37 protein-coding genes are annotated in these 24,507 nt (G+C 33.8%); 3 read left to right on the forward strand and 34 right to left on the reverse strand.

Features of this window, described 5'->3' with window-relative positions:
• Positions 1-14: 14 nt before the first annotated feature.
• The 27 genes from infA to HZY82_RS01685 form a co-directional block, all read right to left on the reverse strand.
• Positions 15-230: a translation initiation factor IF-1 gene (gene infA, locus HZY82_RS01555; RefSeq protein ID WP_003144387.1), complete on the reverse strand. Its 216-nt coding sequence runs from the start codon at positions 228-230 to the stop codon at positions 15-17.
• A gap of 15 nt (positions 231-245) precedes the next feature.
• Positions 246-899, reverse strand: a complete 654-nt coding sequence (locus tag HZY82_RS01560; RefSeq protein ID WP_135156434.1) for an adenylate kinase — start codon at positions 897-899, stop codon at positions 246-248.
• Positions 900-909: 10 nt separating this feature from the next.
• Positions 910-2,202, reverse strand: a complete 1,293-nt coding sequence (secY, locus tag HZY82_RS01565; protein WP_135156433.1) for a preprotein translocase subunit SecY — start codon at positions 2,200-2,202, stop codon at positions 910-912.
• 3 nt (positions 2,203-2,205) lie between these two features.
• Positions 2,206-2,646: a 50S ribosomal protein L15 gene (rplO, locus tag HZY82_RS01570; protein WP_135156432.1), complete on the reverse strand. Its 441-nt coding sequence runs from the start codon at positions 2,644-2,646 to the stop codon at positions 2,206-2,208.
• Positions 2,647-2,667: 21 nt separating this feature from the next.
• Positions 2,668-2,841, reverse strand: a complete 174-nt coding sequence (gene rpmD / locus HZY82_RS01575) for a 50S ribosomal protein L30 (protein ID WP_135156431.1) — start codon at positions 2,839-2,841, stop codon at positions 2,668-2,670.
• Between the two features lie 16 nt (positions 2,842-2,857).
• Positions 2,858-3,355, reverse strand: a complete 498-nt coding sequence (gene rpsE, locus HZY82_RS01580) for a 30S ribosomal protein S5 (protein WP_135156430.1) — start codon at positions 3,353-3,355, stop codon at positions 2,858-2,860.
• A 19-nt stretch (positions 3,356-3,374) separates the two neighbouring features.
• Positions 3,375-3,731 (reverse strand): 50S ribosomal protein L18, encoded by a 357-nt coding sequence (gene rplR, locus HZY82_RS01585; protein WP_135156429.1) that lies wholly within the window; start codon positions 3,729-3,731, stop codon positions 3,375-3,377.
• 31 nt (positions 3,732-3,762) lie between these two features.
• Positions 3,763-4,299, reverse strand: coding sequence for a 50S ribosomal protein L6 (gene rplF, locus HZY82_RS01590; protein WP_135156428.1), 537 nt, complete (start codon positions 4,297-4,299; stop codon positions 3,763-3,765).
• Between the two features lie 21 nt (positions 4,300-4,320).
• A complete protein-coding gene (rpsH, locus tag HZY82_RS01595) occupies positions 4,321-4,719 on the reverse strand; it encodes a 30S ribosomal protein S8 (protein ID WP_135156427.1) in 399 nt (132 codons plus the stop codon).
• Positions 4,720-4,748: 29 nt separating this feature from the next.
• Positions 4,749-5,018, reverse strand: a complete 270-nt coding sequence (gene rpsN / locus HZY82_RS01600; protein ID WP_135156426.1) for a 30S ribosomal protein S14 — start codon at positions 5,016-5,018, stop codon at positions 4,749-4,751.
• Between the two features lie 18 nt (positions 5,019-5,036).
• Positions 5,037-5,576 carry a 50S ribosomal protein L5 gene (gene rplE / locus HZY82_RS01605; protein ID WP_135156425.1) on the reverse strand — a complete coding sequence of 180 codons (540 nt, stop codon included), beginning with the start codon at positions 5,574-5,576 and terminating at the stop codon, positions 5,037-5,039.
• Between the two features lie 31 nt (positions 5,577-5,607).
• The gene (gene rplX, locus HZY82_RS01610; protein ID WP_135156424.1) at positions 5,608-5,913 is read right to left on the reverse strand and encodes a 50S ribosomal protein L24; all 306 of its coding nucleotides are present in this window, start codon (positions 5,911-5,913) and stop codon (positions 5,608-5,610) included.
• Positions 5,914-5,956: 43 nt separating this feature from the next.
• Positions 5,957-6,325 (reverse strand): 50S ribosomal protein L14, encoded by a 369-nt coding sequence (rplN, locus tag HZY82_RS01615; RefSeq protein ID WP_135156423.1) that lies wholly within the window; start codon positions 6,323-6,325, stop codon positions 5,957-5,959.
• A gap of 42 nt (positions 6,326-6,367) precedes the next feature.
• The gene (gene rpsQ, locus HZY82_RS01620; RefSeq protein WP_135156422.1) at positions 6,368-6,631 is read right to left on the reverse strand and encodes a 30S ribosomal protein S17; all 264 of its coding nucleotides are present in this window, start codon (positions 6,629-6,631) and stop codon (positions 6,368-6,370) included.
• A 14-nt stretch (positions 6,632-6,645) separates the two neighbouring features.
• Positions 6,646-6,855, reverse strand: a complete 210-nt coding sequence (gene rpmC, locus HZY82_RS01625) for a 50S ribosomal protein L29 (RefSeq protein WP_135156421.1) — start codon at positions 6,853-6,855, stop codon at positions 6,646-6,648.
• Positions 6,855-7,280, reverse strand: a complete 426-nt coding sequence (gene rplP, locus HZY82_RS01630; protein WP_179938487.1) for a 50S ribosomal protein L16 — start codon at positions 7,278-7,280, stop codon at positions 6,855-6,857. Before rplP ends, rpmC begins: the two co-directional genes overlap by 1 nt.
• A 3-nt stretch (positions 7,281-7,283) precedes the next feature.
• The gene (gene rpsC, locus HZY82_RS01635; protein WP_135156419.1) at positions 7,284-7,937 is read right to left on the reverse strand and encodes a 30S ribosomal protein S3; all 654 of its coding nucleotides are present in this window, start codon (positions 7,935-7,937) and stop codon (positions 7,284-7,286) included.
• Between the two features lie 37 nt (positions 7,938-7,974).
• A complete protein-coding gene (gene rplV / locus HZY82_RS01640) occupies positions 7,975-8,310 on the reverse strand; it encodes a 50S ribosomal protein L22 (protein ID WP_135156418.1) in 336 nt (111 codons plus the stop codon).
• Positions 8,311-8,338: 28 nt separating this feature from the next.
• A complete protein-coding gene (gene rpsS / locus HZY82_RS01645; protein WP_135156417.1) occupies positions 8,339-8,620 on the reverse strand; it encodes a 30S ribosomal protein S19 in 282 nt (93 codons plus the stop codon).
• Positions 8,621-8,698: 78 nt separating this feature from the next.
• Positions 8,699-9,529, reverse strand: coding sequence for a 50S ribosomal protein L2 (rplB, locus tag HZY82_RS01650; RefSeq protein WP_135156416.1), 831 nt, complete (start codon positions 9,527-9,529; stop codon positions 8,699-8,701).
• A gap of 38 nt (positions 9,530-9,567) precedes the next feature.
• Positions 9,568-9,849: a 50S ribosomal protein L23 gene (gene rplW, locus HZY82_RS01655; protein WP_135156415.1), complete on the reverse strand. Its 282-nt coding sequence runs from the start codon at positions 9,847-9,849 to the stop codon at positions 9,568-9,570.
• Positions 9,849-10,472, reverse strand: coding sequence for a 50S ribosomal protein L4 (gene rplD, locus HZY82_RS01660; protein WP_179938489.1), 624 nt, complete (start codon positions 10,470-10,472; stop codon positions 9,849-9,851). Before rplD ends, rplW begins: the two co-directional genes overlap by 1 nt.
• 27 nt (positions 10,473-10,499) lie before the next feature.
• Positions 10,500-11,162: a 50S ribosomal protein L3 gene (gene rplC / locus HZY82_RS01665; protein WP_135156413.1), complete on the reverse strand. Its 663-nt coding sequence runs from the start codon at positions 11,160-11,162 to the stop codon at positions 10,500-10,502.
• Between the two features lie 20 nt (positions 11,163-11,182).
• On the reverse strand, positions 11,183-11,491 hold the full coding sequence (rpsJ, locus tag HZY82_RS01670) for a 30S ribosomal protein S10 (RefSeq protein ID WP_135156412.1): 309 nt from the start codon (positions 11,489-11,491) through the stop codon (positions 11,183-11,185).
• Positions 11,492-11,782: 291 nt separating this feature from the next.
• Positions 11,783-12,169: an OsmC family protein gene (locus tag HZY82_RS01675; protein WP_135156411.1), complete on the reverse strand. Its 387-nt coding sequence runs from the start codon at positions 12,167-12,169 to the stop codon at positions 11,783-11,785.
• On the reverse strand, positions 12,162-12,839 hold the full coding sequence (locus HZY82_RS01680; protein ID WP_135156410.1) for an HAD family hydrolase: 678 nt from the start codon (positions 12,837-12,839) through the stop codon (positions 12,162-12,164). Before HZY82_RS01680 ends, HZY82_RS01675 begins: the two co-directional genes overlap by 8 nt.
• A 321-nt stretch (positions 12,840-13,160) precedes the next feature.
• Positions 13,161-13,550, reverse strand: coding sequence for a nuclear transport factor 2 family protein (locus HZY82_RS01685; protein WP_135156409.1), 390 nt, complete (start codon positions 13,548-13,550; stop codon positions 13,161-13,163).
• A 132-nt stretch (positions 13,551-13,682) separates the two neighbouring features.
• On the opposite strand from HZY82_RS01685, the gene HZY82_RS01690 reads away from it, so the two are divergent.
• Positions 13,683-14,015: a winged helix-turn-helix transcriptional regulator gene (locus HZY82_RS01690; RefSeq protein ID WP_179938491.1), complete on the forward strand. Its 333-nt coding sequence runs from the start codon at positions 13,683-13,685 to the stop codon at positions 14,013-14,015.
• Positions 14,016-14,236: 221 nt separating this feature from the next.
• On the opposite strand, the gene mscL is transcribed toward HZY82_RS01690, so the two are convergent.
• The 7 genes from mscL to HZY82_RS01725 form a co-directional block, all read right to left on the reverse strand.
• Positions 14,237-14,602, reverse strand: coding sequence for a large conductance mechanosensitive channel protein MscL (mscL, locus tag HZY82_RS01695; protein ID WP_135156407.1), 366 nt, complete (start codon positions 14,600-14,602; stop codon positions 14,237-14,239).
• A 149-nt stretch (positions 14,603-14,751) separates the two neighbouring features.
• Positions 14,752-15,426, reverse strand: a complete 675-nt coding sequence (gene rpiA, locus HZY82_RS01700) for a ribose-5-phosphate isomerase RpiA (RefSeq protein ID WP_135156406.1) — start codon at positions 15,424-15,426, stop codon at positions 14,752-14,754.
• A gap of 36 nt (positions 15,427-15,462) precedes the next feature.
• Positions 15,463-16,716: a tyrosine--tRNA ligase gene (tyrS, locus tag HZY82_RS01705; protein WP_135156405.1), complete on the reverse strand. Its 1,254-nt coding sequence runs from the start codon at positions 16,714-16,716 to the stop codon at positions 15,463-15,465.
• Between the two features lie 92 nt (positions 16,717-16,808).
• Positions 16,809-17,693, reverse strand: coding sequence for an RluA family pseudouridine synthase (locus tag HZY82_RS01710; protein ID WP_135156404.1), 885 nt, complete (start codon positions 17,691-17,693; stop codon positions 16,809-16,811).
• Positions 17,686-18,498 carry an NAD kinase gene (locus tag HZY82_RS01715; protein WP_135156403.1) on the reverse strand — a complete coding sequence of 271 codons (813 nt, stop codon included), beginning with the start codon at positions 18,496-18,498 and terminating at the stop codon, positions 17,686-17,688. The genes HZY82_RS01710 and HZY82_RS01715 overlap by 8 nt, the downstream gene beginning before the upstream one ends.
• 6 nt (positions 18,499-18,504) lie before the next feature.
• Positions 18,505-19,047 (reverse strand): DUF402 domain-containing protein, encoded by a 543-nt coding sequence (locus HZY82_RS01720; protein ID WP_135156402.1) that lies wholly within the window; start codon positions 19,045-19,047, stop codon positions 18,505-18,507.
• Between the two features lie 141 nt (positions 19,048-19,188).
• Positions 19,189-21,411 (reverse strand): amidase family protein, encoded by a 2,223-nt coding sequence (locus tag HZY82_RS01725; RefSeq protein WP_135156401.1) that lies wholly within the window; start codon positions 21,409-21,411, stop codon positions 19,189-19,191.
• Between the two features lie 297 nt (positions 21,412-21,708).
• Between HZY82_RS01725 and gnd the strand changes: the two genes are divergently transcribed.
• Both gnd and zwf read left to right on the forward strand, forming a co-directional pair.
• Positions 21,709-23,127, forward strand: coding sequence for a decarboxylating NADP(+)-dependent phosphogluconate dehydrogenase (gene gnd, locus HZY82_RS01730; RefSeq protein WP_135156400.1), 1,419 nt, complete (start codon positions 21,709-21,711; stop codon positions 23,125-23,127).
• On the forward strand, positions 23,117-24,490 hold the full coding sequence (zwf, locus tag HZY82_RS01735; protein ID WP_179938493.1) for a glucose-6-phosphate dehydrogenase: 1,374 nt from the start codon (positions 23,117-23,119) through the stop codon (positions 24,488-24,490). The genes gnd and zwf overlap by 11 nt, the downstream gene beginning before the upstream one ends.
• Positions 24,491-24,507: the final 17 nt, after the last annotated feature.

The raw sequence follows: 24,507 nt of genomic DNA on the forward strand, positions 1-24,507 counted from the left end.
CTTGAGATTATAACCTACTTGAATCGGTAAGTTATTCTACCTTTAGTTAGGTCATAGGGACTCATTTCAACTGTTACTTTATCTCCAGGCAAAATTCTGATGTAATTCATTCTGATTTTCCCAGAAACGTGAGCTAAAATAATATGACCATTTTCTAATTCTACTTTAAACATTGCATTAGGCAAGTTCTCTACTACTAAACCTTCTACTTCAATGACATCTTTTGCCATATTCTTCCTCCCTGATTATTTTAGTGTATCTAGTATATTTCTGATATCTCCAAACACTTCTTGGATTTCACGATCACCGTTAATATTTTCAACAACACCTTCTTTTTTTGAATAAAACTCTAAAAGAGGCTTTGTTTGTTTAATATTTACTTCTAATCTTTTTCCAACAGTTTCTTCGTTATCATCACTTCTTTGATATAATTCACCTTGGCAGTTATCACATACACCATCTACTTTTGTAGGGTTAAAGATTAAGTGATAAGTATTTCCACAAGATTTACAAATTCTTCTACCAGTTAAACGTGGTAGCAAGATACTTGCATCAACATCTATGTTTAATACTTTTTCAATTTTTCTATCTGATTTAGCCAAAATTTCATCAAGGGCTACAGCTTGTTCTACTGTTCTAGGAAATCCATCAAGTAAAAAGCCTTTTTTTGCATCTTCTTGATTTAATCTTTCTTCAACAAGACCAATAGTAACACTATCTGGTACTAATTGTCCCATATCAATATAAGATTTTGCTTCTAGACCTAGTGGCGTTTCATTTTTTATCGCTGCTCTGAACATATCTCCAGTAGAGATATGTGGCAATGGATAATTTGCTTTTATTTGTTCAGCTTGCGTTCCCTTACCAGCTCCTGGTAGACCCATTAATAATATGTTCATAATTTACCTCTTATCTTTTTCTAAATTTAATAAATCCAGAATAATTTTTTTCTGTTAACTGTGTATTAAGTTGTTTAACTGTTTCAAGTGCTACACTTACTACAATTATTAAACTCGTTCCACCAATCTGAACAGTTGCTGGTAAATTTGCCATAGTAGCGAACATAGTTGGAAGAGTAGCAATTGCCGCTAAGAATATAGATCCAACAAAAGTTAATCTATACAGTACTCTAGTGATATATTCTTCTGTACTTTTACCCGGTCTAATACCCGGTACATAACTCCCTTGTTTTCTCAAATTATCAGCCATTTTTTCAGGATTTACTTGTACAATAACATAGAAATAAGCAAAAGCTATTATCAATGCAACATATAATGTAATTCCTATCCAGTGGCTCATATCGAAATATGAAGCTATTTTTTGAGCTTTTTCGTTATTCCAAAAAATTGTGACAGTACGCGGAATTTGTAAAAATGCAACAGCGAAGATTACTGGAATAACTCCAGCACCATTAACTTTCAACGGTAAGTATGTTGAACGTGCTCCTAACATTTTTCTTCCAGCTCTAGCTTGTGCATATTGAATTGGAATTTTACGTAATGCTTCTTGAAAATATACAACTCCCATAATTATTGCTAATACAACTAATACTACCACACCAATTTTAAGTACTGCTAACGTAATGTTTGCTGCACCTTTAATTTGTGATTCATATACTTGTATAAAGCCTACTGGAAGTCCTGCAATAATACCTGATAAGATTATAATCGAAATCCCATTTCCTACTCCTTTTTGAGTAATCAAATCACCCATCCAAAGTAAGAAAGCTGTTCCAGCTGTCAGTACTATTGCTATTGTTACAAATCCTAATATTGATGTATCTTTAATCAATCCAGCATAAACTCTGTTAAATCCATAAGACATAACTAAAGATTGAATAAAGGCTAGTATAATAGCTAATACACGTACTAGTTTTTGTATTTTCTTCTGACCCACCTCTCCCTGTTTTGACCACTCGGTTAAAGTAGGACTAACATCCATTTGCATAAGTTGCACTACAATAGATGCTGTAATATATGGCATAATACCCATAGCAAATACAGAAAATTGAGCAAGTGCTCCACCCGCAAATGTGTTAAAGACACTAAATATCCCTGAATCCTCAGTTTTTAAAACCTGAGAATCCACACCAGGAACTGGTATATATGTCCCTATACGGAATATTATAATCATGAAGAATGTAAATAATATCTTATTACGTGTTTCTTTTAAACGAAATAAGTTGAAAAAGGCACTAAGCATTTATTATAGCACCTCGCAAACTCCTCCAGCTGCTTCAATAGCTTCTTTTGCTGAAGACGAGAATTTGTGAGCTTTAACTGTAAGTTTTTTCTCTAACTTACCAGTTGCTAACACTTTAAGACCTGAAAGTTCTTTTTTAATAACTTTAGCCTCTAATAGAGCCTCAACTGTTACTACTGAACCATCTTCAAATTTGTTTAAGTCAGATAAGTTAACAAGAGCATATTCTTTTCTGTTAACATTATTGAATCCACGCTTTGGAATACGTCTGAATAATGGGTTTTGTCCCCCTTCAAATCCTGGACGAACTCCTCCACCACTACGTGCTTTTTGACCTTTTTGTCCACGTCCTGATGTTTTACCATTTCCTGATCCAATTCCACGACCTACTCTGTTACGCTCTTTACGAGAACCTTCTACTGGTTGTAATTCATGTAATCTCATTTAGACTGGTTCCTCCTTATATTATTTTTCTACTGTTACTAAGTGTGATACTTTGTTAATCATACCACGAATAGCAGCGTTATCTTTGTGTTCTACTGTTTGATTCATTTTTGATAAACCTAAAGCTTGAACAACTTTTCTTTGTTTTTCTGGACGACCTATCGTACTACGAGTTAGGGTTACTTTAATTGTCATATTCTATTCCCTCCTCTTATCCTAATAATTCTTCAACAGATTTTCCACGTAAAGCCGCTACGTGTTCAACTGTTTGTAATCTAGTTAATCCTTCGATTGTTGCACGAACCATGTTAACCGGTGTATTTGAACCTAAAGATTTAGAAAGAATGTTAGAAATTCCTGCTAATTCTAATACGGCACGAACAGGTCCACCAGCGATAACCCCTGTACCTGGTGCAGCTGGTTTAATTAATACATATCCAGCACCGAAACGTCCTGTAATTTCGTGTGGAGTTGTACCATTAACGATTGGCACCTTAACTAGGTTACGTTTAGCAGCTTCAACTGCTTTCTTGATTGCATCTGGTACCTCTTGGGCTTTACCAGTTCCAAATCCTACACGTCCGTTTTTGTCACCCACTACTACTAAAGCAGAGAAACGGAAACGACGTCCACCTTTAACAACTTTAGCTACACGACGAATGGCAACTACACGTTCTTCAAATTCTTTTTTGATTTCTTCTTGGCGCATCTATCTATTTCCCTCCTTATTAGAATACTAGTCCATTTTCACGTGCAGCTTCTGCTAAAGCTTTAACACGTCCGTGGTATAAGTAACCTCCACGGTCGAAAACAACTTTTGTAATTCCCTTTGCTTTTGCTGCTTCCGCTACAAGTTTTCCAACTTCAGTTGCCGCAGCTACACTTGATTTAGATACTTCTGCTAATTTTAATGATGATGCTTGAGCTAAAGTTACTCCAGCTACATCGTCAATGATTTGTGCATAAATGTTTGTGTTTGAACGATATACGTTTAAACGTGGTACTTCGCTAGTTCCTTGAATTTTTACACGAACTCTTGCATGTCTTTTTTTACGAACTTTATTTTTGTCAAGTTTCGTAATCATATTGAAACACTCCTTTCTTATTAGTTATCTATTATTTACCAGTTTTTCCTTCTTTACGGCGTACATACTCACCAACATAGCGAATACCTTTACCTTTGTAAGGCTCTGGAGGACGTACAGCACGAACTTTAGCAGCATATTGTCCTACTAGTTCTTTGTTAATCCCTTCGATACTTACTTTAGTGTTTCCTTCTACACCTAATTTAATTCCTTCAATTTGTTCAAATTCAACTGGGTGAGAGTATCCAACACTTAGTACTAATTTAGTTCCTTGCATTTGAGCACGGTAACCAACCCCGATTAATTCTAATTCTTTCTTGAATCCGTTAGAAACACCTTCGACCATGTTTGCTAATAAAGCACGAGTTGTTCCGTGAATTGTACGGTGTCTTTTAGAATCGCTTGGACGTACTACTGTTATTTGGTTTTCTTCTACGTTAAATGTTAATTCAGCGTCGAATTGTTGTTTTAATTCACCTTTAGGTCCTTTTACAACAGCTAGGTTATTGTCTAACTTAACTTCTACACCTGCAGGTACTGTAATAACTTTATTACCTATACGAGACATTTAAGGCTCCTCCTTCTAATATTACCAGATGTAAGCTAATACTTCTCCACCTGTGTTATTTTTACGAGCAACTTTATCAGTTACAACTCCATTTGAAGTTGAGATAATTGCTAACCCTAATCCGTTCAACACTTTTGGAAGCTCTTCAGCTTTTGCGTATACACGTAGACCAGGTTTTGAAATTCTCTTGATTCCTTTAATAACTCTTTCACCTTTGTTAGAGTATTTTAGGAAGATTTTGATTTTTCCTTGTTTGTTATCTTCGATATATTCTACACCGCTAACGAAACCTTCTTGTTTTAAGATTTCTACGATTTGTTTTTTAATATTTGATGCAGGCACTTCTAATGATTCGTGCTTAACCATATTAGCATTACGAATACGAGTAAGTAAATCTGCGATAGGATCTGTCATTGTCATTAGGATAAATCCTCCTTTCTTTTTTTATATTACCAAGATGCTTTTTTAACTCCAGGGATTTGACCTTTGTAAGCTAACTCACGGAATTTAATACGAGAAATCCCGAATTTTCCAATGTATCCGTGTGGACGTCCAGTTATTGAACAACGGTTACGTAGTCTTGCTGGCGCTGAGTTTTTTGGAAGTTTGCTTAATCCGATGTAATCACCTTTAGCTTTTAATTCTTCTCTCTTAGCTGCATATTTGTCAACTAATTTTTGGCGTTTTAATTCACGCTCTACCATTGATTTTTTAGCCATTGTATTACCTCTCTATTATTATTTTGCAAAAGGCATTCCACAAAGTGTTAATAACTCACGAGCTTCTTCATCAGTGTTAGCTGTAGTTACTATTACTATGTCCATACCACGAACTTTGCTTACTTTATCGAAATCGATCTCTGGGAAAATTAATTGTTCTTTAACCCCTAGAGTATAGTTTCCACGACCATCAAATGCTTTTTTAGAAACACCATGGAAGTCACGTACACGTGGAAGTGAAACTGTTACTAATTTGTCGAAGAATTCATACATTCTTTCTCCACGTAAAGTAACTTTTGTACCGATTGGCATACCTTCACGTAAACGGTAAGTAGCTATAGATTTTTTAGCTTTAGTTACTAATGGTTTTTGCCCAGATATTAAAGTTAATTCTGCAACTGCGTTGTCTAGGTTTTTAGAGTTTTGAACTGCGTCACCTACACCCATGTTAATTACTATTTTATCAATCTTCGGTACTTGCATTACGCTCTTGTATCCGAATTTTGTCATTAATTCTTTTGTTATCTCTGTTTTAAATTTATCTTCTAAACGAGCCATCTAATATAGTGCCTCCTTTCTCAACTTTTAATTATATTTCTTTTCCAGATTTTTTAGATATACGTACTTTTTTACCATCTTTAACTTCAAAACCTACTCTTGTTGGTTTTCCAGTTTCAGGATCTTGTAACATTACGTTAGATACGTGAACTGGTGCTTCAAACTCAATTCTTCCACCTTGAGGTGCTTCTTGAGATGATTTAGTATGTTTTTTAACAATGTTTACACCTTCAACAACTACACGATCTTCTTTTGGTAAAGCTTCTTTTACAATCCCAACTTTACCTTTATCTTTTCCGGTAATTACTACGACCTTGTCACCTTTTTTAATGAACATGTCTTGTTAGCCTCCTTCTTTATTTCTACTTTTACTTAAGTGATTATAATACTTCTGGAGCTAGTGATACGATCTTCATATAGTTCCCGTCTCTTAATTCACGAGCAACTGGTCCAAAGATACGTGTACCACGTGGACTCTTATCATCACGGATAATTACACAAGCATTTTCATCAAATTTAATGTATGAACCGTCATTACGACGAGCTCCTGTTTTTGTACGAACTACTACAGCCTTAACTACTTCACCTTTCTTAACAACTCCACCTGGTGTTGCTTTCTTTACAGAACATACAATTACATCACCAATATTTGCGATTTTACGCCCTGAACCACCAAGTACTTTGATTGTTAAAACTTCTTTAGCTCCTGAGTTATCAGCTACTTTTAAGCGAGTTTCTTGTTGAATCATACGCTTTTTGCCTCCTTCTTAGAGTATATATTTATACTTTTCTTAGATAATTACTGCTTCTTCAACAACTTCTACTAAACGGAAGTTCTTAGTTGCAGATAATGGACGAGTTTCCATAATTTTAACGATATCATTAATTTTTGCTACATTATTTTCATCATGAGCCTTGAATTTTTTTGAATATTTTACGCGTTTTCCATATAATGGGTGTTTTTTGTATGTTTCTACTAATACAGTAATTGTTTTTTCCATTTTAGTCGAAACAACTTTACCAACGTAAACTTTTCTATCATTTCTTTCAGTCATAGTTGCCTCCAATATTATTTATTCGCTAATTCTCTTTCGCGAATAACAGTTTTCATACGAGCGATTGATTTTCTAACTTGACTAATACGAGCTGTATTTTCTAATTGACCAGTTGCCAATTGGAAGCGTAAGTTGAAAAGCTCTTCTTTTAATTCTTTGATTTTTGTTTCTAACTCTTGTGAAGTTAATTCTTTAATCATAGATTTGAATTCTCTTGTTTTCATTATGCTTCACCACCTGTTTCTTCACGTTTTACAAATTTACATCTAACAGGTAATTTGTGAGATGCTAATCTTAAAGCTTCACGAGCAACCTCTTCACTTACTCCTGCAACTTCAAACATCACTCTACCTGGTTTTACAATTGCAACCCATCCTTCAACAGCACCTTTACCAGATCCCATACGTACTTCTAATGGTTTTTTAGTGTAAGGCATGTGAGGGAAGATTTTAATCCAAACTTTACCACCACGTTTCATATAACGAGTCATCGCGATACGTGCTGATTCAATTTGACGAGAAGTAACTCTTGATGCACTAGTAGCTTGTAATCCGAATTCACCGAAATCTACTACTGTTCCACCTTTAGCTTTACCTTTTGTTGTTTGTCTATGTTGACGACGATATTTTACACGTTTAGGCATTAACATAAATTAGTTACCTCCTTTTTCAGATTTTTTTGTTGGTAATACTTCACCACGGTTAATCCAAACTTTAACTCCAAGTTTACCGTAAGTAGTATCAGCTTCTTCATGAGCATAATCAATATCAGCTCTTAAAGTATGTAAAGGTACAGAACCTTCTGAATATCCTTCAGCACGAGCCATATCTGCTCCTCCTAAACGACCTGATACTTGAGTTTTAATTCCTTTAGCTCCTGCTCTTACTGCTCTTTGAATAGCTTGTTTTTGAGCACGACGGAATGATACACGAGCCTCTAATTGACGAGCAATGCTTTCCGCAACTAGTTTAGCATCGATATCAACTTTTTTAATTTCCACTACATTGATGTGTACTCTTTTTCCAGTTAATTTGTTTAATGATAATCTTAATTTATCGATTTCAGCTCCACCTTTACCGATTACCATTCCTGGTTTACCAGTGTGAACTGAGATATTTACTTTTTTATCAAATCTTTCAATTTCAACTTTAGAAACTGAAGCGTCTTTTAATTGTTTACTGATGAATTCACGTATTCTGAAATCTTCGTGTAAGTTAGCTGCGAAATCTTTTTCTGCATACCATTTTGAATCCCAATCACGAATAACTCCAACACGTAATCCTATTGGATGTACTTTTTGACCCACAGTATTGCCTCCTTTTGAGTTTTAGATATACTAAAAATTATTTATTGTCACTTAATACAATTGTAATATGACTTGTTCTTTTGTTAATTGCACTTGCAGATCCTTTTGCACGTGGACGGAATCTCTTAAGAGTTGGTCCTTCGTTTGCAAAAGCTTGTGATACTACTAAGTCTTCTACGTTCATTCCGTAGTTATGTTCAGCATTTGCAGCAGCTGATTTAATTACTTTAGCTACTGGTAATGAAGCTGCTCTAGGTGTGAATTCTAAAATTCCTAATGCTTCGCCCACTTTTTTACCACGTACTAAATCTAGTACTAATCTTACTTTACGCGGCGCTATGCGGACAGTCTTAGCGATTGCTTTTGACTCCATGAGGTGCCTCCTTGAATTATCTTATTAATTATTTTCTTCTTGTTTTTTTGTCGTCTGCAACGTGACCTTTGTAAGTTCTTGTTGGAGCGAATTCTCCAAGTTTGTGTCCTACCATATCTTCAGTTACGTATACAGGTACATGTTTTCTTCCGTCATATACAGCAAAAGTTAGTCCCATGAAAGAAGGGAAAATTGTTGAACGACGTGACCAAGTTTTAATTACTTGCTTTTTTTCTTGTGCATTCATTTTCTCAACTTTTGCTAATAAGTGGTGATCAGCGAATGCTCCTTTTTTTAAGCTACGAGCCATTGTGTTATCTCCTTTCGAATGCTATATGCTTTGTATTCGGTAAAGAGCTCTTGCTCCTTACCAAATCTAGCTATTTTACTATTTGTTACGAGCACGTACGATAAATTTGTTTGAACGAGCTTTCTTAGAACGAGTTTTCTTACCAAGAGTAGGTTTCCCCCATGGTGACATAGGTGATTTACGCCCGATTGATGTACGCCCTTCCCCTCCACCGTGTGGGTGATCGTTAGGGTTCATAACAGATCCACGAACTGTAGGTCTTTTACCTAACCAACGAGTTCTTCCGGCTTTACCGATGTTAACTAATCCGTGTTGTTCATTACCAACTTCACCGATTGTAGCACGGCAAGTTGCTAAAATCATTCTTACTTCACCTGATTTAAGTCTTACTAATACGTATTTTCCTTCTTTACCAAGTACTTGAGCACTTGCTCCTGCAGAACGTACTAATTGTCCACCTTTTCCAGGTTTTAATTCAATATTGTGGATCAATGTACCTACTGGAATGTTAGCTAATGGTAATGCATTACCAACTTTGATATCCACTTCTAATCCTGATACTACTACTTGTCCTACTTCGATTTCTTTAGGAGCTAAGATGTAACGTTTTTCTCCATCAGCATAGTGTAATAATGCGATGTTGGCAGAACGATTTGGATCGTATTCTACAGTTGCAACTTTTGCTGGTACGTTATCTTTATTTCTCTTGAAGTCAATAATACGGTATTGTTTCTTGTGTCCTCCACCATTGTGACGAACAGTAATTTTACCTTGATTGTTTCTTCCCGCTTTTTTCGGTAGCGGCGCTAATAATGACTTTTCTGGTTTTGTTGCAGTTATTTCTGCAAAGTCTAATGATGTCATGTTACGACGACCATTAGTTATAGCTTTATATACTTTAATAGCCATTTGTCATTTTCCTCCATAATGGTTTATGTTTATTTAGATTATGCAAATAATCCTTCGATCGTTTGTCCTTCAGCTAATTTAACTATAGCTTTACGTTTTTTAGCTGTATATCCAGCATGTCTTCCAACACGACGGAATTTAGCCTTGTAGTTCATTACATTCACTTTTTCAACTTTAACTCCGAAGATTTCTTCGATAGCTTGCTTAATTTGAGTTTTGTGAGCTCTTGTGTCTACTAAGAAAGTGTATTTATTTTCTTGCATTAACAAATACGATCTTTCAGTTAGTACAGGGCGTTTGATAACATCTCTAGCTTCCATTATGCTAATACCTCCCCAACTTTTTCTACTGCATCTTTAGTAAATACAACTTTGTTGTGTCCTAAAATGTCTACTACGTTTAATCCTGTAGATTCAACAATTGTAACTCCTGGAATGTTTCTTCCTGATAATAATGCATTTTCTTCGTATTCAGATACTACGAATAATACCTTTTTATCTAGGTTTAAACCTGATAACATGTTTTTAAAGTTTTTAGTTTTAATAGAATCAAATGATAATGATTCTAATGCAAATACTTCGTTAGCTGCAACTTTAGAAGATAAAGCTGAACGCAGGGCTAGACGACGCATTTTACGTGGCATTTTGAATCCATAATCACGTGGTGTCGGTCCAAATACAACTCCACCTCCACGCCATTGTGGTGAACGGATAGACCCGTGACGAGCACGTCCTGTTCCTTTTTGACGCCATGGTTTACGACCACCACCTGAAACTTCAGAACGTCCTTTAGTTTTGTGAGTACCTTGACGTAGTGATGCTCTTTGCAATGTAACAGCTTGGAATAATACGTGTTGATTTGGTTCGATTGCAAATACTGCATCATTAGCTTCAACCACACCTACTTTAGTACCATCTTGTTTAAATAAATCTAATTGTGTCATGTGCTATTTCCTCCTTCCGTGTATTTCTTATTTAGCAGATTTCACTGCTGATTGGATTTTCACGAAACCTTTCTTAGATCCTGGGATACATCCTTTGATTAAGATAACTCCGTTTTCTACGTCTACAGCTACAACTTCTAGATTTTGAGTGGTTACTGTAACTCCACCCATTTGTCCAGGTAATGCTTTACCTTTAAATACACGGTTAGGTGCTACAGGTCCCATTGACCCAGGACGACGGTGGTAACGAGAACCGTGAGCCATAGGTCCACGACTTTGTCCGTGACGCTTGATTGCCCCTTGGAATCCTTTACCTTTACTTACTCCTGTTACGTCAACTAAGTCTCCTGTTGCAAAAATATCAACTTGGACTTCTTGACCTAATTCATATGCTGATAAATCAGCGTTTCTAATTTCACGAACAAAACGTTTTGGAGCAGTATTAGCTTTTGCAGCATGTCCTTGCTCTGGTTTGTTAGCTACTTTTACCAAACGATCTTTACGTTCTTTATCGTAAGGACGTTTGTCATCAAATCCTAATTGGATTGCGTTGTATCCTTCTACTTCTTCTGTTTTCTTTTGTAGTACGACATTTCCTTTAGCTTCAACTACTGTTACTGGAATTAATTCTCCGTTCTCAGCGAAAACTTGAGTCATACCAACTTTTCTTCCTAAGATACCTTTAGTCATCGAAAGTCACCTCCTGATTTTTATAATTTTAATTCGATGTCAACACCTGATGGTAAGTTTAAACTCATTAGAGAATCAACTGTTTTTTGTGTTGGCTCAATAATATCTATTAGACGTTTGTGAGTACGTTGTTCAAATTGCTCACGGCTATCTTTATAGATGTGAACTGAACGTAAGATTGTGTATACTGCTTTTTCAGTTGGTAACGGAATTGGTCCTGATACCTTTGCTCCTGAACGTTTTGCAGTTTCAACGATTTTTTCTGCACTTTGGTCTACTAATCTGTGATCATATCCTTTTAAACGGATACGTATTCTTTGTTTTGCCATCATTTTCCTCCTATATATGTATATTCGCCATCGTCATAGCAATGACTTCTCCACGAAAGTTCTCCAGCAACGCCATGCCATGGCAAAGCGGCCGGGCGTGTCAGTAACCTTTCGCTTCATCGCAAGTCTTTTGGTAAAGACCAACATTATTATTATACACTATTACATAACTTAATGCAAGGTCTTTTTATATTTTTTAAGTAAAATATAAAAATTCTTTAGACTCTGACTCTATTATATTATAATAATAGAAAATAAATCAAATAATATCCAAAAACAAAAAGAAGAAGATTATACTTCTTCTTTTTTTACTATTTTATAATTCTTTTCAATATCATCAGATAAAAAATGAGATACTTTACAACGTAACTTTATATTTTCTAATATTCCCTTCTCATCACCTTCTGATAAATTCGGATAATTAACTATTAATTTGGAATTACACAACCTTTTTTCATAATCTACATCTAACTCAATGTCGATCTCTACACTTCTATCATTATAACGTCTTACAAAATATCCCTTAGCACACATAAGTATACAGGCAGAAAAGGCAACTGTAAACAAGTCCATAGGCCCATCTTTTTCTTTTCCAAAAAATAATTTATAATTATTATCATTTGTACTGTAGGCCGACACTTCAAAACCTTCACTTAAACTGGATTTAGCTTTAAACATTCTCTATCCCTCCCTTTAGGAAAGATTCAATTCTTTCGTATAGATTAACATCTCTTTCCTTATATTTCACACCAGAAAAATCTATATGTTTAGTTATACTATTTGTTTGCAATATTAGATAAGCTCCTGAAGCTGCTGCTGCAGTAGCTCCAGGTTTAGAATCTTCAACAGCTACACAATTTTTTATATTTACACCCAATCTATCAGCTGATTTCAAATAAATATCTGGAGCTGGTTTAGCTCGATCTACATCATACTTGGTAACAATATCATCAACCAATTCATATAAACCATGATATTTTAAACCAGATTCAATATGTTTCTTCAGTCCATTAGATGCGATCCCTATTTTTATAGAGTTTTCCTTCAGCAATTCAAATACTTCTTTTATATAAGGCAATAAGGCTGATCGTTTTAATTTCTCTCCCATACCTTCTCTTAATTCATCTTCTAAAACATCATATTCTTCATCTGTCATAGAAAAAGTTTCTGTTATGTATTTTTTGCACTGTTCTACACTAGTACCAGATACATTTCTAATGTAACTTAATTTTTCTAATTGTTTTCCCGTATATTTCTTTACCAAATATTCCATAACCTCATAGTAGGTTTCTTCTGTATCTACTAGGGTCCCATCATAATCAAAAATAACCGCTTCTAATTCTCTCAAAAAAATAATCCTCCTCTTTATCTCTACATTTACTCTAATATAGCATAAAAATACAAATAAAAAAAGTAACCCTTACAGGCTACTTAGAAAATTTTCTTATTTTTTCAATACACCACGAAACACTTTACGCAACAAAAGTTTTTTTAAAAAATCAAATCATTCAAACAATACAGCATTCTGATGTCAGAAAACTGATTTTATTTACTTTTCTGTTAAATGTACAATATGAAATAATTAGTACTTAACACTTAAAAGATCAACTTTTTCTCACATTTTTATTGTGCTTTTTAATTATTACTCTATTGATAGACGAAAAACTAACTATCCCCAAAAAGCATCTTCAACTTCTTGGTCAGAGGAGAATAACCAAACTTCCTTGATTTTACCATTCTCAATACGAAATAGATCTATACCACTCATATTTAACCCTTCACCATCTGTTCTAGTTCCAAGAAACGTTACATTCGCAGCAACAAGATTATCATTAGCTGATACCCAGTTAGTTACCACCTTAAATGTTCCATTTGTTTTTTCTGCAAAACTTGCTAAGTGTGCTCCAAGAACTTCTTTACCAACTTTAACTCCGGATGTTGAATGATTACCAGGTTGATGCCAGATAATATCATCAGCCATTGTTTCAAAAACTGCTGGGAAGTCCCCTTCTATTAAGGCATTATTGTAAGAATGAAAAATTTCTAAATTTGTCGACATGATATGTCCTCCTACTTTTAAATTTTTTGATATGATATAATTATAATTGAAATAAAAAATAAGACAAGTACGTAATTTTGCGTTAGTAGGTATCATAATCGATACTTTTGTTGTAAATTAAAGGAGAAATAAATGAAAAAAACTAACGAATATAGAATTTGCCCTTTTGCTACAACCCAAACCGTTCTAACAGGGAAGTGGAGTTTACTGATTATTTATCACCTAAGTACAGGGACCAAACGTTTTAATGAACTTCAAAAATTAATTCCAGAGATTACGCAAACTGTTCTAACTAGACATTTACGACAATTAGAAAAAGATTATATTGTCAGCCGTAAAATCTACGCAGAAGTTCCACCTAGAGTGGAATATAGTTTAACAGAGATCGGCGAAAAATTTCGTTCTGTTTTAGATGCTGTTGAAACTTGGGGATTGGAGTATCTCGATACCTTAGGCGAAGATTAAAATCATATTTCAAAATTCTTTAATAAAAAGGTATGGGGTTTTAACAAAGATACTTAATAACTAGTCCATTTATTTTAGAGTATTTTTACAAAATTTAAACATAAAAATAACTATCTATGGTTTAAGATCTAACTCAACCCCACAAGATAGTTATTTTTTATGTTTCCTTTATATTATTTTGATTTTAAGACTTTGAAAAAGCCTTTATATCATCCTTTAGGCTACTTTTTCAATAAGTCACGAATTTCTCTTAATAATTCCTCTTTTGAATCAACTTCTTCTTCCACTTCTTCTTCAGCTTTAGAAACTTTAGCTTTAGCTGTATTAATAGCTTTAACAAACATAAAAATCGCAAATGCAACGATTAAGAAATCAATTGAAACTTGGATAAACTTACCATATGTAATTCCATTCCATACCAATGATGTAAAATCTGGTCTCGTTGGGAATAATAACATGATTAGTGGCATAATGATATCAGCAACTAATGATGAAACAATCTTCCCGAAAGCACCTGCAATTACTACCCCTATAGCTAAGTCCAATACATTACCTTTTAAAGCAAACTCTTTAAATTCTTTTAACATTTTAAATGTCCTTTCTGATTATAAATATAATTAAGCTGTTTTTATAACAAGTAATTATTATATCAAATATCTTTTCAAAATTCTAGTAATCTTAATTAAACATAAAATTCCAACAAAAAAGAAGGGACTTATACCCTTCTAATTATCTATTATTTATTTGGATTTTCTATTATTATCGGTCCATCAGGAGTTCCTTTTATACAGTGTTTACAAGTATTTAAAAAGAGACCATGCTCAACAAGCCCTACTACACTAGCCAGTTTATTTTCTACAGATTTTATGTCAAATCCATAACCAAGATGTAAATCCACTATAAAATTACCATTATCAGTAACTAAAACTTTATCATCCTTATATCTTAATACAGGTTTTAGCCCTAATTCTTCCATTTTTCTTATAGTATGATTATAAGCAAAAGGTAAAATTTCAACCGGTAAATTAAAGGCTCCTAATTTTTCCACATCTTTAGACTCATCATATATCCATACTACATGTTCAGCAATATCAGCAACTATTTTTTCTCTAAATAAAGCTGCACCTCCACCTTTAATAGCATTAAAGTCTTTATCTATTTCATCAACACCATCAATACAAATATCTATACGGTCTACTTCTTCTAAATTTTTCACTTTCATCCCTAAAGATTCAGCAAGTTCAATAGATTGAATAGATGTAGATACCATTTCTACATTAAGTCCCTCTTTAACTTTTTTCGCTAAAGCATGGATGAAATAGAAAACCGTCGAGCCAGTCCCCAAACCAACCACCATACCATCTTTAACAAAATCAACAGCTTTATAACCAACTTGTTCTTTTAAGTTCATAATAGACACTTCCTTCAAATATTAATATACAAATTATTATTTATAATCTACAAGTAAATATTTTTTCTTACCACGCCTAAGCACACTATAGGCTCCTTCCAATCTATCCTCATCAGTTACTTGGTAATCTAAATCTACAATTTTTTCACCATTAAGGTAGATAGCACCATTAGATATATCTTCACGTGCTTGACGTTTAGATGGCGCTAATTTAGATTCAATTAAGAAATCTACTAAGTTATAATCTTTCTTCTCCAAACTTGCTTTAGGCATAGATTTTACTGCCTGCTCTAATTCCTCTGATGTAAGTGATTTGATATCTCCAGAAAATAAAGCTGACGTTACCCTTAAAGCTGATTCAAGCGCCTCTTGTCCGTGAACAATTTTTACCATCTCTTCAGCTAAGACTTTTTGAGCTTTTCTTAAATGTGCTTCTGTTTCCACAGACTTAGCAAGCTCTTCTATTACATCCTTTTCTAGGAAGGTAAATTTCTTTAGAGTTGATACTACATCAGCATCAGATGTATTAAACCAAAATTGGTAAAATTCATAAGGTGTTGTTTGCTCAGGATCTAACCAAACCGCATTCCCAGCTGATTTACCAAACTTAGTTCCATCAGATTTTAGCATTAATGGAATAGTGAAACCATAAACTTCAGCATCTCCACGTAATTTTCTCATAATTTCAAGACCAGTTACAATATTTCCCCATTGATCAGAGCCACCTAATTGCATCTTAACATTTTTATGTTCATTAAGATAGGCAAAATCTATTCCTTGTAATAAGGTATAAGAAAACTCTGTAAATGATAGACCATTTTCTAATCTCGATGATACCGAATCCTTAGCTAAAATGTAATTAATATTGATTAATTTACCATAATCACGTAAAAATTCTATCATGGACATTTTTCCTAACCAATCAGCATTATTTACAAAATCAATCTCTTTATTGTCTCGAAAAATATTGCTCAATTGATTAGTCAATCTCTTAGCATTATCAGCAATTACTTCTAAAGATTGTAATTGTCTTTCTTCACTACGTCCAGATGGATCCCCAATAATACCTGTTCCTCCACCCACTAAAACTACCGGTTTATGACCATAGTCGGCAAATCTTTTTAATGTTAAGAATGGTAATAGGTGACCTACATGTAGTGAATTACCAGTTGGATCTGTTCCGCAGTAAATCGACACACTTTCTCTCTCTAATAATTCTTTTATCCCCTCTTCATCAGTTTGTTGATGAATAAGTCCTCTATATTTTAAATCTTCTAATAATTTTGACATTTGTATTCCTCTTAAAACATTTATACTAGTAATAGTATAGCACTTTCTCTCTATAGCTGTCTAGCCTTATATAAAGAAACAATTTTTTAAATCTATATTTTAAAATTTTCAACTAAACTTTTCATATCTTCAGGTAGCTTACTCACAATTTTAAGTTTACGAGCACTTATGGGATGTTCAAAAACTAATTTGTGAGCATGCAAAGCTTGGCGATCTATAAGTTCTGTCTTTATCCCGTATAAAAAGTCCCCTAACAAAGCATGACCTATAGATTTACAATGTAGTCTAATTTGATGAGTTCTCCCTGTGAAAAGTTTTAATTTTATAAGTGAATAATCTCCCACTTCTTTATACAGAATTCTTGTTAATTTAGTTTTAGCATATTTACCATCCTCACTTATTACTCTTTCAATAATAGAATCAGGGGATAAAGCAATATTCTTTTCAATAACAAGCTCTTTTGGTGTTAGACCAGAACAAATAGCCAGATATATTTTATCAATATCTACTTTTTCAAATAAAGCATGTACATACCTATGCTTAGCAATCAAAACTAGTCCACTAGTGTCTCTATCGAGCCTTGTAACTACGTGTGGAATGGTTGTATATCCTTGTTTTTTAAAATAATAATTTACAATTTCTAGCAAACTACTATCTAACTTATCCCTAGTAGGAATTGTCGCCAAGTTCCATGGCTTATCTATAATCATAAAATATTGATCCTCATACAAAATAGCTAAATCCCCCTCTATAAATCTAACATTAGGGGAAAATTTTTCTTTAGGTAAATGTACCTCAATCTCTTGGCCAGGAGATAAATTATATCTTACACCCTCTTCCTTACCGTCAACAAGAATTAGACCTCCCTCATCATATTTTATCCTAGTCAGAGTTGATCTAGATATTTTTTTTAAAAAAAGGAAGTCCCTTAAAAGAACTTCCTCCTCAACTTTAAATTTCAATACTATGTTACTCACCTATAAAAGACCTCTTTACTCTATCCCAAAAACTCACTTCATTATATCTAATAAAATTAATTCTCTTATCTTTACAAATACTAACCTCTACCTTTGATAGAGAATCATAAGAATAGAATAATTGATCAATACTAAGTCTATGATTCTCCTCTTGATCCATAGGTTTTATAGTAAGTTTTTCCTTTTTCGACAAAACAATTGAGTTGCCTAAGCTCCTATAAAGCATATTGTTAAGTCCTGCTATTTCTGCCGCTTGAAATACCTCAATATTCGGATTAATAACCGCTCCGCCTAGAGCTTTATTATAAGCTGTAGAACCGGTTGGTGTAGATATACAAATTCCGTCACCACGGAAATTTTCAAAGTGCCTATCATCTATATAAATTTCTGATTTGTAAGTTTTCCCTTTTGTATTGTTCAAAGTAATTTCATTCAATGCACAAGACTTGGAAAGCAAATTTCCATTGGTGCAATAAGCTTGGACTTCAAGTAGGGGATAAGACTCTAACTTAGGTTCTTTAGTCAAGATATCTTCAAAAATATTTTCATAATCTTTAGCTTGATAGTCAGTATAAAAACCTAAGTGACCTGTATGTATAGATAAAAATTTAACATCATTAATTACTTCTATATATTTCCTAAAGGCAGATAAAACAGTACCATCTCCTCCTATAACAAAAACATAGTTGGGGCTAAGTTCATCCCTACCTAATCCCTTCATCAATAAAAATTTTTCTAAATCTTTTTCAATTTTTGAAGATATTCCATCTCCTCTACTCACTGTAGAAAAAGTTCCTTTTAACATAACAACCTACTTCTTAGAATTTTCATATTTTTCTATCCAAACATGTATAAATTCCTTAGAAAAAGGCCCTAAATTATACTCAACCCAATGTTGCAGTTTGGATAAATTATATTTTAAAATTTTATCAATATTCTCACTATAATTATACTTCATTTTATGAGTATTATATTCATCTTCATCCAACAAGAAATATTTTCCATCCGGATAGCGTTTAATGTCTAAATCATAATCAATATATTTTATCCCATCCACATCAGAAGCAAAAGGAGTAGATAGATTACAGTAATAATGTACTCCATCTTCTCTAAACATACACACAACATTAAACCAACAATCTGCATGAAAATATACTAAGGCCATTTCTTTTGTAACCCAAGTTCTTCCGTCGCTCTCTGTTACAGATGTTTTATTATTAGAAAGGATAACAACTTTTTCATCCGCTTCTAAAACCGTATTTTTGTGCCATATCCTATGCAGTGATCCGTCATGTTTATAAGCAATTATCTTAACAATATCTCCTTTTTGTGGACGTATCCCATCTTTATACACCCTAAAAACTCCTCCTTCCGTAATAGTTTTAAAAATTCATAATCCATTTAATTATAACACAATATTTTTTATATTTCATTATTACAGATAAAATCGTGAAAAAAAGCAGAGAAATAATTATTTCTCTGCTTTTCACAAACTTTATTTACTTACACGTCTTTTGATTAGGTAAAAGGCTAGCATTACAAAAGCACTTAAAACAAAAATCAATCCATTTTTATCACTGATTTCTTTTGAAGTTTTAGGTAAAACTTTACCTCCCTTTTCTGCTTTAGAAACAATTTTTTCACTTGATTCAAATCTCTCTGATTCCGATAAAAACTTAGATTTAACTTCTTGTTTTGATTGATCAACCATTAAAGCACTTGTTTTTCCAACATTTTTTTCAGTTAACTTCTTATTGTCTGAAGTTGGTAAAACTGTAACTTTATCTTCCTCTTTTGATTTATTATCTATCAAAGCATTTGTTTTCTCAGGTTCTTTTCCTGAATTTTCAGTAGTAGTTTTCTCTTCTTCCTTCACAGGATTTTCTTTTCCAACTACTTCTTCTTTGGCAATCTCACTCTTAAGAATCAATCTCTTACTATCTTCCATATATTTAGCCATATTTAATAGAAGATTATCATTACCTTTTTGAACCGAGAACATTACCCCTAAAGGTAAATTATCTGCTGTTAAGTAAGTAGGTAAACTTACAGCTGCTCCCCCAGAAAGGTTAGCTACCGGTGTATAAGGAGTTCTTCTTAACATAGGTTCCCATTGTCTGTTCATAAGCTCAATTTGTTCTGCAAAAGGAAGTGAATCAATATCTAAAATTTGTTTTTTATCCTCATCAGTTACACCCCAATCTTCAGCTAATGGTGCTGTTGTCGTTGTTGTTGCCGTCAACAGTAAAGGATATTTTTTGAAAAATTCACCCATAATAGACTCATACTTGGCTAGATCTATTGCTTTAAATACATGATTGGCTTTTTCTGCATTAACTTTTACTCTAGCCATACCATAAGTAATAGGATCTAATTTTGTTTTATCAACATTTTTAGGCAATTTTACACCATACATCATCATGTAGTCAGTATAGTCTCGCATCAAGGCTCTTCCATCAAGTGGATAATCTACTTCCTCCAATTCGAAACCTTGTCCACGTAGAAATTCTACATTTTTTAAGACAGCTTTTTTAGCATCATCACTTATTTCAATTCCAATCGGCGATTGTAAACTGTAGGCAATTTTATTATTTTTTAGATCTTTATCTTCTACAAAGTTAGCACTACCATCTTTTACATATTTAGTTTTATAGAAATTATACACAGCTATTGTGTCTTCTATAGATTTTGTAATAGGGAAGTGAGACGTTATAGAAGTAGGCTCATTTCTAAAAGCTGATCTACTTGGTTTATAACCTATTAATCCAGTCCATGACGAAGGAATTCTAATAGATCCACCTGCGTCACTTGCTGTTGCTATCGGAACCATTCCTGATGCAATAGCAGCTGCCGATCCACCTGATGATCCACCTGAATTTAGTCTTAAATCCCAAGGATTTCTTGATGGTCCAAATAAATAAGAGTTAGTGTTATTTCTATAACCTTGTTCTGGATAATTAGATTGAGCCACAGGAATAAACCCTAATTCTCTAAAGTCTTTTACAATACGAGAATCTGTCTTAGATGTCTTCTGTTCATTGTAGTACATCCCTCTACTATCCTCTCCACCTACCAATGTATGACCTAAACCTTTAACAACAATAGGTACTCCGTAGAATGCCTGCCCCGTATATTTTAGTTTCCTAGCATCTTCTAGAGCTCTTTTTTTGGCATCAGCTAACCCATTTTCTCTTTTGTCATTAATCAAAGCATTAAGACTTGCTTCTTGCTTATCTATCTCAACAAAAGCTAGTTCAACAAGTTCTTCTGGAGTAACTTTCCCTTCTTTAACCATAGCAGCTAATTCAGTAGCAGTTTTTCTCTTGTAATCTTCACTACTTAAAGTTTCAGTTCCCTTTTTAACATGATTAATATTTGGACTAGTAACTTTATTTGTTGTTTGAGTTGCCTGATCAACTTTGTCCACTAGGTCAGCATTAATAGTAGTAACTGGAAGACTTGTGACTACTGGTCCACTAGTGGTCACCGGAGCACTTGTAACAATCGCTGAAGCAGTCGTAGTTACAGAACTTGTAAGCTCTACCTTACTAGTTACCGGAGCACTTACACTAGTTGTAGTTACTGTTATTGGCTTTTCCAAAGTTGTAGTCGTTGAAAGATTATTGTCTGCTGCTTGAACTAAGCTAGAACTTAACAAAACAGCACCAAAAACTCCCGTCAATGACGATAAAACTTTTAAAGAATTATTTTTTTTCATAATCCCTCTCCCTGAAATGATAAATATTTTTATATACTTAATTATAACAAAAAATTTTACTTTTTCAAGATGTTTTTTACCTGTTTTATAATAAGTAAGTTAATTTAAACAAAGGATTACGATCGTATTTAATTGAAAATTTACATCTGTTATATTTCATAAATTCATCGTATTCTATTTGTAGCCCTGTTTCTCTTTTCTAACTTCATCATTCAAACCCCCACTTATGATTAATTTCTTTATTTTATGAAAAATTAATGATATAATTTTTCTATCATAAAATTTGGGAGGAAGACAATGGCACACAATAATATAGCAGTTATCGGGCTATCGGTTATGGGATCAAACCTAGCCTTAAATATAGCAGATAATGGATACAAGGTAGCAGTATACAACCGTACTACATCAGTGATGGAAGATATGATTAAAAATAATCCACACGAGAATATAGAAGGAATTGCTGAGCTAAAGGATCTAGTAGCAAGCCTTGTAAAACCACGTAAATTTATAATAATGGTTAAAGCTGGAGCTCCTGTTGATGCAGTTATCGATCAATTGTTAGAGTATGTTGAAGAAGGGGACATCATTATTGATGGTGGAAACTCATTCTTTAAAGATACACAAAGAAGATATGACCAATTGTCAGAGAAAAATATCCACTTCTTCGGTGTTGGTATCTCTGGAGGTGAGGAAGGTGCTAGACGTGGACCTGCAATAATGCCTGGTGGTAACGAACAAGCTTATAAAGAAATTCAACCAATTTTAGAAGCAATCGCAGCTAAAGTTAATGACATTCCATGTTGTTCATACACTTCAACAGGGGGAGCTGGTCATTATGTTAAAATGGTTCACAACGGAATCGAATACGGAGATATGCAATTAATCTCTGAGGCTTACAAAGTACTAAAGCACCTAGGAGGCTTTTCTAATGAAGAATTGCAAACTATTTTTGAAAAATGGAATGGTGAGGAATTAGAATCTTACCTGATCGAAATCACAGCCAATATATTCAAGGTTAAGGATCCTGAAGGTCATGGCTACCTAGTAGATAAAATCCTAGACCGTTCAGGACAAAAAGGAACTGGTAAGTGGACTACTGAGCAAGCAGTCGATTTAGGAATTGACATCTCAGTAATTTCATCATCCTTAGACGCCCGCTATATGTCAGCAAATAAAGACGAAAGAATTCTAGCCGAAAAAGAATACGGTCGTAATCCTTATAAATTAGTTGAAGATAGAGAAAACTTAATCAAAATCGTAAAAGAGTCTCTATATGCGGCAAAAATCATTTCTTACGCCCAAGGTTTCAAATTATTAAAAGCTGCTGCAACTGAATATGGATGGTCATTCGACTATGCACAAATCGCTAAAATTTTCCGTGGAGGATGTATAATTCAAGCTAAATTATTACAAAACATTATCGAAGCATACCAAAATAACCCTAGTCTAGATAATCTATTACTTGATCCATTCTTCAAAGATGTTATCAAAAAGAACCAATCTAGCTTACGTGAATTAGTGATATTAGCAATCCAAAACTCTCTACCAGTAACATCAATGTCATCGGCTTTAACATATCTAGATATATTAACAACAGCTGACTCTGGAGCAAACTTAATTCAAGCCCAACGTGATTACTTCGGTGCTCACACATTCGAAAGAACAGATAAAGATGGATTCTTCCACTATAATTGGGTTGGAAATAATGAAAAATAGGACAGCAATAACACTATTCGGAGGGAGTGGTGATTTAACTTATCGTAAACTTCTTCCAGCTATGTACAATCTTCACGTACTTGGTAAATTAGAAGACAACTTTGAAATTATAGGGCTGGGTCGTCGTGATTACACTACTGAAGACTACATAGCAATAGCTAGAAATTGGATGAAAGAATACTCACGTAAACAATATGCAGACGAAACTTTCAACGAATTCGCAAAAAGAATAACTTACTTTAAAATTGATATTTCAAACGTAGATGAATATGCTAGATTACAAGATTTTTACACTAGCAAAGAAATAAGCGATCATGTTTATTACTACGCAGTTGCTCCTGAATTATTCCTTACAATTACTGAAGGACTTAGAAAATATTGTAGTCAGAACAAGGCAAAAATCATTATTGAAAAACCATTTGGAGCAGACCTTGATGACGCTACTAAACTAAATTCAAAATTAGAAGAATTTTTCGGGCATGATGAAATCTATCACATCGACCATTACTTAGGTAAAGAGATGATTCAAAACATTCTTTCTGTAAGATTCAATAATGCAATCTTCAAGGGAATTTGGAACAAAGACTTCATCGAAAGTGTACAAATTACAGTTGCTGAAGCTGTAGGTGTCGGTACACGTGCCGGTTACTATGATAAATCAGGTGCTACTAAAGATATGGTTCAAAACCACCTACTACAAGTTCTATCCATCGTTGCCATGGAAGAACCTAAAGATAGCTCTATGGACAGAGAACAATTAGAACTTTTAAAGGCCCTAAAACCTGTTAACAAGGTGGAAGATATCTTGGTTATGGGTCAATACGATGGCTACTTGCAAGAAAACAACATCTCTGAAAACTCAAAAACCGAAACATACGTTGCCTTGAAAGTAGAAATAGAAAATGAAAGATGGCAAGGAGTTCCATTCTTCATTAGAACCGGTAAGAAGATGGCTACTAGAGAAAGTCAAGTCATCGTTAAATTCAAGGCAGAAAATAGCGCACCCCAAAACATGCTTATAATAAAGGTTCAACCAAGCGAAGGAATTTACTTAAAATTCAACGCTAAAAAGCCAGGTACAGATAAAGAATTACAAGAAGTGTCAATGGACTTCTGCCAAAGCTGTATTTTAGAAAATAGAATCAATACTCCTGAGGCATACGAAAGATTACTTGACGCATGTTTCAAAGGAGATAGACTACTCTTCTCCAAATGGGACCAAATCGTAGTTTCTTGGAACTACATCAACAATATCTTGGCTAAACATAAAGCTATCGGGTCCCCAATCTATACTTATGAGCAAAATACTATGGGCCCTAAAGAGGCAGATAAATTAACTGATTGGATTTTAGATTTAGAATAATAAGAAAAAATAAGTTG

It is taken from the genome of Gemella sp. GL1 (genome assembly GCF_013415365.1).
Taxonomy (GTDB): Bacteria; Bacillota; Bacilli; order Staphylococcales; family Gemellaceae; genus Gemelliphila.

Coding starts and splice junctions, on each gene's coding strand:
- infA (WP_003144387.1), bottom strand. CDS start 230: ATGGCAAAAGATGTCATTGAAGTAGAAGGTTTAGTAGTAGAGAACTTG.
- HZY82_RS01560 (WP_135156434.1), bottom strand. CDS start 899: ATGAACATATTATTAATGGGTCTACCAGGAGCTGGTAAGGGAACGCAA.
- secY (WP_135156433.1), bottom strand. CDS start 2,202: ATGCTTAGTGCCTTTTTCAACTTATTTCGTTTAAAAGAAACACGTAAT.
- rplO (WP_135156432.1), bottom strand. CDS start 2,646: ATGAGATTACATGAATTACAACCAGTAGAAGGTTCTCGTAAAGAGCGT.
- rpmD (WP_135156431.1), bottom strand. CDS start 2,841: ATGACAATTAAAGTAACCCTAACTCGTAGTACGATAGGTCGTCCAGAA.
- rpsE (WP_135156430.1), bottom strand. CDS start 3,355: ATGCGCCAAGAAGAAATCAAAAAAGAATTTGAAGAACGTGTAGTTGCC.
- rplR (WP_135156429.1), bottom strand. CDS start 3,731: ATGATTACGAAACTTGACAAAAATAAAGTTCGTAAAAAAAGACATGCA.
- rplF (WP_135156428.1), bottom strand. CDS start 4,299: ATGTCTCGTATAGGTAATAAAGTTATTACAGTACCTGCAGGTGTAGAA.
- rpsH (WP_135156427.1), bottom strand. CDS start 4,719: ATGACAATGACAGATCCTATCGCAGATTTACTTACTCGTATTCGTAAT.
- rpsN (WP_135156426.1), bottom strand. CDS start 5,018: ATGGCTAAAAAATCAATGGTAGAGCGTGAATTAAAACGCCAAAAATTA.
- rplE (WP_135156425.1), bottom strand. CDS start 5,576: ATGGCTCGTTTAGAAGATAAATTTAAAACAGAGATAACAAAAGAATTA.
- rplX (WP_135156424.1), bottom strand. CDS start 5,913: ATGTTCATTAAAAAAGGTGACAAGGTCGTAGTAATTACCGGAAAAGAT.
- rplN (WP_135156423.1), bottom strand. CDS start 6,325: ATGATTCAACAAGAAACTCGCTTAAAAGTAGCTGATAACTCAGGAGCT.
- rpsQ (WP_135156422.1), bottom strand. CDS start 6,631: ATGACTGAAAGAAATGATAGAAAAGTTTACGTTGGTAAAGTTGTTTCG.
- rpmC (WP_135156421.1), bottom strand. CDS start 6,855: ATGAAAACAAGAGAATTCAAATCTATGATTAAAGAATTAACTTCACAA.
- rplP (WP_179938487.1), bottom strand. CDS start 7,280: ATGTTAATGCCTAAACGTGTAAAATATCGTCGTCAACATAGACAAACA.
- rplV (WP_135156418.1), bottom strand. CDS start 8,310: ATGGAGTCAAAAGCAATCGCTAAGACTGTCCGCATAGCGCCGCGTAAA.
- rpsS (WP_135156417.1), bottom strand. CDS start 8,620: ATGGCTCGTAGCTTAAAAAAAGGAGCATTCGCTGATCACCACTTATTA.
- rplB (WP_135156416.1), bottom strand. CDS start 9,529: ATGGCTATTAAAGTATATAAAGCTATAACTAATGGTCGTCGTAACATG.
- rplW (WP_135156415.1), bottom strand. CDS start 9,849: ATGGAAGCTAGAGATGTTATCAAACGCCCTGTACTAACTGAAAGATCG.
- rplD (WP_179938489.1), bottom strand. CDS start 10,472: ATGACACAATTAGATTTATTTAAACAAGATGGTACTAAAGTAGGTGTG.
- rplC (WP_135156413.1), bottom strand. CDS start 11,162: ATGACTAAAGGTATCTTAGGAAGAAAAGTTGGTATGACTCAAGTTTTC.
- rpsJ (WP_135156412.1), bottom strand. CDS start 11,491: ATGGCAAAACAAAGAATACGTATCCGTTTAAAAGGATATGATCACAGA.
- HZY82_RS01675 (WP_135156411.1), bottom strand. CDS start 12,169: ATGTTTAAAGCTAAATCCAGTTTAAGTGAAGGTTTTGAAGTGTCGGCC.
- HZY82_RS01685 (WP_135156409.1), bottom strand. CDS start 13,550: ATGTCGACAAATTTAGAAATTTTTCATTCTTACAATAATGCCTTAATA.
- HZY82_RS01690 (WP_179938491.1), top strand. CDS start 13,683: ATGAAAAAAACTAACGAATATAGAATTTGCCCTTTTGCTACAACCCAA.
- mscL (WP_135156407.1), bottom strand. CDS start 14,602: ATGTTAAAAGAATTTAAAGAGTTTGCTTTAAAAGGTAATGTATTGGAC.
- rpiA (WP_135156406.1), bottom strand. CDS start 15,426: ATGAACTTAAAAGAACAAGTTGGTTATAAAGCTGTTGATTTTGTTAAA.
- tyrS (WP_135156405.1), bottom strand. CDS start 16,716: ATGTCAAAATTATTAGAAGATTTAAAATATAGAGGACTTATTCATCAA.
- HZY82_RS01715 (WP_135156403.1), bottom strand. CDS start 18,498: ATGTTAAAAGGAACTTTTTCTACAGTGAGTAGAGGAGATGGAATATCT.
- HZY82_RS01725 (WP_135156401.1), bottom strand. CDS start 21,411: ATGAAAAAAAATAATTCTTTAAAAGTTTTATCGTCATTGACGGGAGTT.
- gnd (WP_135156400.1), top strand. CDS start 21,709: ATGGCACACAATAATATAGCAGTTATCGGGCTATCGGTTATGGGATCA.
- zwf (WP_179938493.1), top strand. CDS start 23,117: ATGAAAAATAGGACAGCAATAACACTATTCGGAGGGAGTGGTGATTTA.